This window comes from Actinoplanes sp. NPDC051388 (assembly GCF_055586225.1).
Genome location: NZ_JBVJIP010000001.1, coordinates 854,857 through 861,532 on the forward strand (window position 1 = coordinate 854,857; position 6,676 = coordinate 861,532).

The window sequence follows — 6,676 nt, forward strand, 5'->3', positions numbered from 1 at the left end:
CGATGACCAGGCCGGTGATCGAGCTGACGAACGTGTCGAAGACCTACGCCGGCGCGGTGGCCGCGCTGCGGGACGTCTCGCTCACCGTGCTGCGCGGGGAGTTCCTCGCCATCGTCGGGCCGTCCGGGTCCGGCAAGTCGACGATGCTCAACATGATCGGCACCCTGGATCAGCCGACGGCCGGCCGGGTGCGCATCGACGGGCAGGACGTCGGCGGGCTGAACGATCGGGAGCTGTCCGCCCTGCGGGCCGGCACCATCGGGTTCGTCTTCCAGCAGTTTCACCTGGCGCCCGGGGTGCCGGTGCTGCAAAATGCCGCGGACGGCCTGCTCTACTCCGGAATGCCGCGCCGCGAGCGGGAGCGTCGGGCCCGTGCCGCGCTGGAACGGGTGGGGCTCGGCCGGCGCATCGGCCATCGGCCGCACGAGCTGTCCGGCGGCGAGCGTCAGCGGGTCGCGATCGCCCGCGCGGTCGCCGGTGATCCGCCGCTGCTGCTCGCCGACGAGCCGACCGGCAACCTGGACAGCGTCGCGGGCGCCGGGGTGGTGGAGCTGCTGCGGGAGCTGAATGCCGCGGGCACCACGATCGTCGTCATCACCCATGACCGGGAGCTGGCGGCGGCCCTGCCCCGGCAGGTGCTCATGCGGGACGGCCGGCTGACCGAGGCCCGGCCCGCGATCGCCGGCCGGGCCTCGGTGCCGCGTGCGCCCTACAGCTTGCCCAGGCACGCCTGGTAGGTCGGCATCATCTGCTCGCGCTCGGCCTCGGACTTCGCGTAGTCCGCCGGGATGCTGCCGTCGGCGCCCGGGTCCGGGAAGTCCGCGAATCCGTTGTCCCGCATGCACTTGGCGAACGCGCGCAGCTTGGCGGTGTCGCCCGCGGAGAGCTTCGGCAGCTCCCCGCCGCCGGGGGCGAACTCCTTGCACTGCTTGCTCGCCTCGGTGACGGTGGCGGCGTCCACGCCGTCGAGCTTGTTGACGTCCACCCCCTGTTCGAGCAGGCAGGCCTGGAACCGGGCGTCGGTGGCGGCGGCCGGTGCGGACGCGGCCGGCCCGGAACCGTTGGCGCTGGCCACGTCGGGCTCTTCCGTCTTGCCGGAACAGGCGGTGGTCGCCAGCATCAGAGCGCCGGCGGTGAACAGTGTTGCGAGGGTCTTGCGTAGCACTTTCTCTCCCTTGATCGAACGACGTGTATCCAAAGTGGACTGATTGGAGGCGCGGACGGTGGTGCGCGGCACCGGCCGTTCACGGGGTCGCCAGAGCCTCGGTCGGTGCCAGTCGTGAGGCGCGGACGGCTGGGTAGAGGCCGGCGAGCACGCCGATCAGCGCGGTGGCCGCGACACTGCCGGTCAGCACCCACCAGGGCGCGGCCACCGGCCAGCCCTGGAAGGCGGCGTACCCGGCGGTGACGGCCAGGCCGAGCAGCGTTCCGCCGACCCCGCCGCAGAGCGAGAGCAGGAACGACTCGGAGAGGAACTGGGTGCGGATCTGCCCGCGGGTGGCGCCGAACGACCGCCGCAGGCCGATCTCCGACCGGCGTTCCAGCACGCTGACCACCATCGTGTTGGCCACCCCGACGCCGCCCACGAGCATGCCGACGGCGCCGAGGCCGATCAGCAGGCCGGAGAGCGCGCGGTCGGTGGCGCGCTGCGCGGCGAGGGCGTCCGACGGGCGGGAGACGAGCACCTCGTTCGGCGCGGCCGGGTTGACCGAGGCGGCGAGGACCGCGCGTACCGCCTCGACCTTGCTCTCCACCGCCCGGCAGTAGATGGTAGTCGGGTTTCCCTGGAAGCCGAGCTGCTCGGTGGCGGACTCCCAGCCGACCAGCGCGGCGCGGTCCAGCTCCGGCGCCAGGGCGACCGCGTCGAGGATGCCGGTGACGCTGAACCACCGGTCCCGGATCCAGACCCGCAGGCCGACCCGGTCGACACCGAGCTGTTGCGCGGTGACGGCGCCGAGCACCGCCGCCGGGAGCTTCGCGGTGGCCGGGTTGAGCCAGCTGCCCTGCCGCACCGTCATCCCGATGGTGTCCGGCAGCTCGAGATCGGCGGCCAGCACGGCCAGCCCGCCGCTGAGCGCGGTCGGAATGCGATCGGTCCGATAGATCTGCGCATCGACGGTTCCGGTCGCCGCCGCGCGCAGCACCGGCTCGATCCGCTTGACCATGCCGACCGCGTTCGACGGCAGCCGGGCCTGCTCGCCGATCAGGCTCTGCCCGGGGCCGACCGCCAGCAGATTGGTGCCGATCCGGTCCAGGGTCCGGTCGATCTCGGCCTGGCTGGACGCCGAGACCCCGACCACGGCGACCATCGCGGCCACGCCGATCGCGATGCCCAGCGCGGAGAGGAAGGCCCGCAGCGGCCGGGTGCGGATGCCCACCGCGGCGACGCGGGCGGTATCGGACGGGCCGAGACGGGCACGCCGCATCGGCCGGTGACGAGAAGACATGACTCAGGAGGCGCCGGTGTTGAGGCGGCACGCGGTGGCCACCAGGCCGACCTGGAGCCGGGACTCGATCCGCAGCTTGGTCAGCACCCGGCCGACGTGGGTCTTGACGGTGCGTTCCGCCAGCGCCAGCCGCGCGGCGATGGCCTGATTGGACAGTCCGTCGCCGATCAGGTCGAGCACCTGCCGTTCGCGCGGGCTGAGCAGCGCGAGCCGATCCAGCGGCTCGTGCCAGGCGGCCCGCATCGAAGCGACCTTCCGGTGCAGCGAGGCGACCGGCACGTGCTCGGCCAGCACCCGGGCGTCGACCACCAGCACGTCGGCCGCGTCGAGCAGGGCGGCCGGCCCGTCGCCCAGACCGTCGCCCAGACCGTCCGCCTCCCCGGTCACCTGGATCTCCCGGGCGAACAGGGCCGCGGTGATCCCCTTGCGCGTCACCGCCTGACGGGACACGACCACCACGCGAATCATCGTCCGACCGTAGAGCGGCTGGCGTGCGGCGCCGGGTCGTTGGCCCGTACCGGCCAGCGGCGAGAGGCTAGGTCAATCGCTCCCGGATCCAGTCGTGGAAGGCGCCGATGTGGTGCTCGCTCGGCACCAGCACGCCACCGTCCCGATAGGACCGCGAGGCCATTCCGGGCTGGCAGCGCTCGCAGGCCTCGAAGTCCTGGCGGTTGACCCGGTCGAAGAGCTCGACCGACGGTCCCAGGTCGGCGCCGGACTCGACCACCGGCGGCGGGAAGAGCCAGTCGCACTCGATGATCGTGCGGTCCGCGGCCATCGGGAACATCCGGTGGAAGATCACGTGATCGGGCACCAGGTTGATGAAGACCTGCGGCTTGATGGTGATGGCGTAGTAGCGCCGGTCCTGCTCGGCCTGGATGGTGTCGATGGTGGCCAGCCCGGCGCTGCCGTCGACGGTGAAGCCCTCGATGCTCGGCCCGAACTCGGCGCCGTGGCCGACGTAGTACTGTGCGGCGTACCCGCCGGCGAACTCCGGCAGCACGTGCACCAGCTCGGGGTGGATGGTCGAGCAGTGGTAGCACTCCATGAAGTTCTCGATGACGAGCTTCCAGTTGGCCGCCACGTCGTAGCGGATGCGCCGGCCCACGGTCAGCTCGTCGAGGCGGTAGCGCTCGATCGAGTCGAGGTCGCCGAGCCGTTCGACGCAGGCGCCCATCACCTCGTCCTCGAAGGAGGGCGGGACGTCGGCCAGCGAGACCCAGACGTAGCCGAGCCACTCGCGGACGTGCACCGGCCGCAGCCCGTACTCCACCCGGTCGATGTCCGGCATCTTCACCAGGTTGGGCGCGGCGACCAGCCGGCCGTCCAGGTCGTAGGCCCACGCGTGGTACATGCAGCGGAACGTCCGCTTGACCTCGCCCTCCGGCTCGGCGCAGAGCTTGGCGCCGCGGTGCCGGCAGACGTTGAGGAACGCGCGGGCGGCGCCGTCGCGCGACCGGGTGACCAGGATGCTCTCGCGGCCGACGTCGACCGTCTTGAACTGACCGGGGGTGCCGACATCTGAACCGCGGACCACGCAGAACCACATGGTCTCGAAGACCCGTTCCTGCTCGGCGTCGAAGATCGCGGGGTCGGTGTAGTAACGGCCGGGAAGGGTGGGCAGCAGCGAGGGCGTGGTGGTCACGAGATCACTCCCGAGAGGCGGTGCGGGTCGAACAGGGCGATCGGGTGCCGGGTGGCACCCAGGGTGGCCAGATCCGCGACGATCTCGCCGACCACGGGTACGAACTTGAAGCTCTCGATCTCAGCCGCCACCGCACACTCCTAACGCCGGATGCGTTCCATCTTCGGGTCGACCAGCGGCTCCTCGGCGACGGTGGCGGCGAGCCTGCGATCGAAGTACCCGATCCGCACCTCGGCGCCCACGCTCAGCGACGCGGGCAGCCACGCGTAGGCGATCGCCGCCCCGATGGTGTGCCCGAAGGCCGCGCTGGTCACGTATCCGGCCGGCGCCCCGTCCACGAACACCGGCTCCCGGCCCATCGGCACGCATTCCTCGTCGGCGGAGAGCACCAGGCAGGTCAGCCGCCGCGCGGGCGGTTCGGTCCGGAGCGCCGCCTTGCCGACGAAGTCGCCGGCGTCCATCCGCACGGCAAAACCCAGACCGCTCTGGTACGGGTCGTCCTCCGCCGTCATGTCCGTGCCCCAGAGCCGATAGCCCTTCTCCAGCCGCAGACTGTTGAACGCGGCCCGCCCGGCGGCGATCACCCCGAGTTCACGACCCGCTTCCCACAGGGTGTCCCACAGCTTGAGCCCCTGATCCGCGCTCGCATAGACCTCCCAGCCCAGTTCGCCCACATAGGACACCCGCAGCATGGTCACCGGCACCGTGCCGAGATGCCCCTGCCGCGCCTTGAAATAGCCGAACGCGGCGTGCGACACGTCGAAGTCGGCCAGCGGCTCGACCAGGTCCCGCGCCCGCGGTCCCCAGACGCCGACGCAGCAGGTGCCGCCGGTGATGTCCCGCACGGTCACCCCGGGCGGCGCGTGCCGGCGCAACCAGTGCAGGTCGAGTGGACCGTTGACGCCAACCTGGAACCGGTCCTCGGCGAGCCGTGCCACCGTCACGTCGGACCGGATGCCGCCGGCCGCGTCGAGCAGCAGCGTGTAGACCACCGTGCCCACCGGCCGATCGACGTTGTTGCTGGTCAGACCCTGCAGGAAGGAGACCGGGCCGACCACCTCGAGGCGCATCAGCGGGGTCATGTCATAGAGCGCGACGTTCTCCCGGGTGGCGATCGCCTCGGCCGCCGCGATCGGTGACCAGTGCCGGGCCGACCAGTCGTCGCGATCCCGCACCACCTGCGGGAGGGCGGCGTTCGACTCGTACCAGAGGGGTCGCTCCCACCCGGCGCCCTCGCCGAAGACCGCGCCCAACTCGGTCTGCCGGGCGTGGAACGGGCTGACCCGCAGGTCGCGCACCGAGGGCGGGTCCAGCGGGTGGATGATGTCGTAGACCTCGACGAAGCTGCGCACCGAGCGCTCGCGCACATAGCCTCCGGAGAGCTGTGACTCGTGGAAGCGGTTGAGGTCGCACTCGTGCAGGTCGAGCGCCGGGCGGCCGTGGACGATCCACTCGGCCACCTCGCGCGCCACGCCCGCCGAGTGCGTGACCCAGACCGCCTCGGCCGACCAGAAGCCTTTCACCGTGGGCGATTCGCCGAGCAGTGGGAAGCCGTCGGGGGTGAACGAGAAGACGCCGTTGAAGCCGCCGGCGACGGACGCGTCGCTGAGCGCGGGCAGCAGGTCGCCGGCCGCCGCCCAGGACGAGGAGAAGTCGTCCGGGGTGAAGGCGAGCGTCGAGTCGGTGATGTCGGCGACGTCCACCGGCATCGGATCGTGCAGATAGGAGCCGACGCCGAGGTGGTCGCCGTGGGCCCGGAAATACAGGTCGCGGTCCTGGTGCCGGAGGATCGTGGCCGGCGGGTCGGCCACCGCGGAGGTGTGCACGTATTGATGGGCCATCGGCAGCAGCGGGATGCCGACGCCGGCCAGCGCGCCGACCGAGGGACCCCAGAAGCCGGCGCAGCTCACCACGATGTCGGCGGCATAGTCGGCCTTGTCCGTCCGGACTCCGGTGACCGCACCGCCGTCGCGCAGAATCTCGACCACCCGCTCGTGCGCGACGAACCGTGCGCCCCTGGCCTGCGCCCGCGACGCTTGCGCCTCCCCGGCGGGCACGGCGCGGGCCAGACCGTCGCTGGGCACGTGCAGCCCGGCCAGCACCGAGTCCCCGAGCAGCGGGTACAGCTCCCGGCACTCCGACGCGGAGAGCACGGAAGCCGGGATGCCCCAGGCGGTCGCGAAACCGTGCCGCCGATGCAGCTCGGCCACCCGCTCCGGCGTCGTCGCCACCTCCAGGCTGCCCACCTGATCGAAGCAGCCCAGCTCGACGTACTTCGCGACGGTGTACTTCGCCAGCGCCGACATGGTCCGCGACGGGTTGGTCTGGAACACCAGCCCGGGTGCGTGCGAGCTGGAGCCGCCGGTGCTGAACAGCGGCCCCTGCTCGATCACGGTCACGTCGTCGCAGCCGCGCAGGGTGAGCTCGTCGGCCAGCGCACAGCCGACGATGCCCGCTCCGACGACGATTATCTTCACGGCATCCAGGCCTTCCAGGTGGCTTCGTGTTCGGTGGCCCACTTCTCGGCGGCCTTCTCCGGGGTCATGCCCTGGTTGGTGATGTAGTCCGAGACGAGGTTTTGGTC

7 protein-coding genes are annotated in these 6,676 nt (G+C 71.6%); 1 reads left to right on the forward strand and 6 read right to left on the reverse strand.

The genetic code is table 11. The features are described 5' to 3' along the window. Positions 1-2 precede the first annotated feature (2 nt). Entirely contained in the window at positions 3-737 is a 735-nt protein-coding gene (locus tag ACZ6TI_RS04150; protein ID WP_465343500.1) for an ABC transporter ATP-binding protein, read from the forward strand. On the opposite strand, the gene ACZ6TI_RS04155 is transcribed toward ACZ6TI_RS04150, so the two are convergent. From ACZ6TI_RS04155 to ACZ6TI_RS04180, 6 genes are all read right to left on the reverse strand, one after another. Beyond that, positions 710-1,165 carry a hypothetical protein gene (locus ACZ6TI_RS04155; RefSeq protein ID WP_465343501.1) on the reverse strand — a complete coding sequence of 152 codons (456 nt, stop codon included), beginning with the start codon at positions 1,163-1,165 and terminating at the stop codon, positions 710-712. The genes ACZ6TI_RS04150 and ACZ6TI_RS04155 overlap by 28 nt on opposite strands. A 79-nt stretch (positions 1,166-1,244) precedes the next feature. Further along, complete coding sequence (locus tag ACZ6TI_RS04160; protein ID WP_465343502.1) at positions 1,245-2,426, reverse strand: ABC transporter permease; 1,182 nt, start codon at positions 2,424-2,426, stop codon at positions 1,245-1,247. Between the two features lie 24 nt (positions 2,427-2,450). Continuing rightward, entirely contained in the window at positions 2,451-2,915 is a 465-nt protein-coding gene (locus ACZ6TI_RS04165; protein WP_465343503.1) for a response regulator transcription factor, read from the reverse strand. 67 nt (positions 2,916-2,982) lie between these two features. Further along, a complete protein-coding gene (locus tag ACZ6TI_RS04170; RefSeq protein WP_465343504.1) occupies positions 2,983-4,092 on the reverse strand; it encodes an aromatic ring-hydroxylating oxygenase subunit alpha in 1,110 nt (369 codons plus the stop codon). Next, positions 4,089-4,223 carry a hypothetical protein gene (locus tag ACZ6TI_RS04175; RefSeq protein WP_465343505.1) on the reverse strand — a complete coding sequence of 45 codons (135 nt, stop codon included), beginning with the start codon at positions 4,221-4,223 and terminating at the stop codon, positions 4,089-4,091. Before ACZ6TI_RS04175 ends, ACZ6TI_RS04170 begins: the two co-directional genes overlap by 4 nt. 9 nt (positions 4,224-4,232) lie before the next feature. After that, positions 4,233-6,569, reverse strand: a complete 2,337-nt coding sequence (locus ACZ6TI_RS04180; protein ID WP_465343506.1) for a GcvT family protein — start codon at positions 6,567-6,569, stop codon at positions 4,233-4,235. Positions 6,570-6,676: the final 107 nt, after the last annotated feature.

Coding starts and splice junctions, on each gene's coding strand:
- ACZ6TI_RS04160 (WP_465343502.1), bottom strand. CDS start 2,426: ATGCGGCGTGCCCGTCTCGGCCCGTCCGATACCGCCCGCGTCGCCGCG.
- ACZ6TI_RS04165 (WP_465343503.1), bottom strand. CDS start 2,915: ATGATTCGCGTGGTGGTCGTGTCCCGTCAGGCGGTGACGCGCAAGGGG.
- ACZ6TI_RS04150 (WP_465343500.1), top strand. CDS start 3: ATGACCAGGCCGGTGATCGAGCTGACGAACGTGTCGAAGACCTACGCC.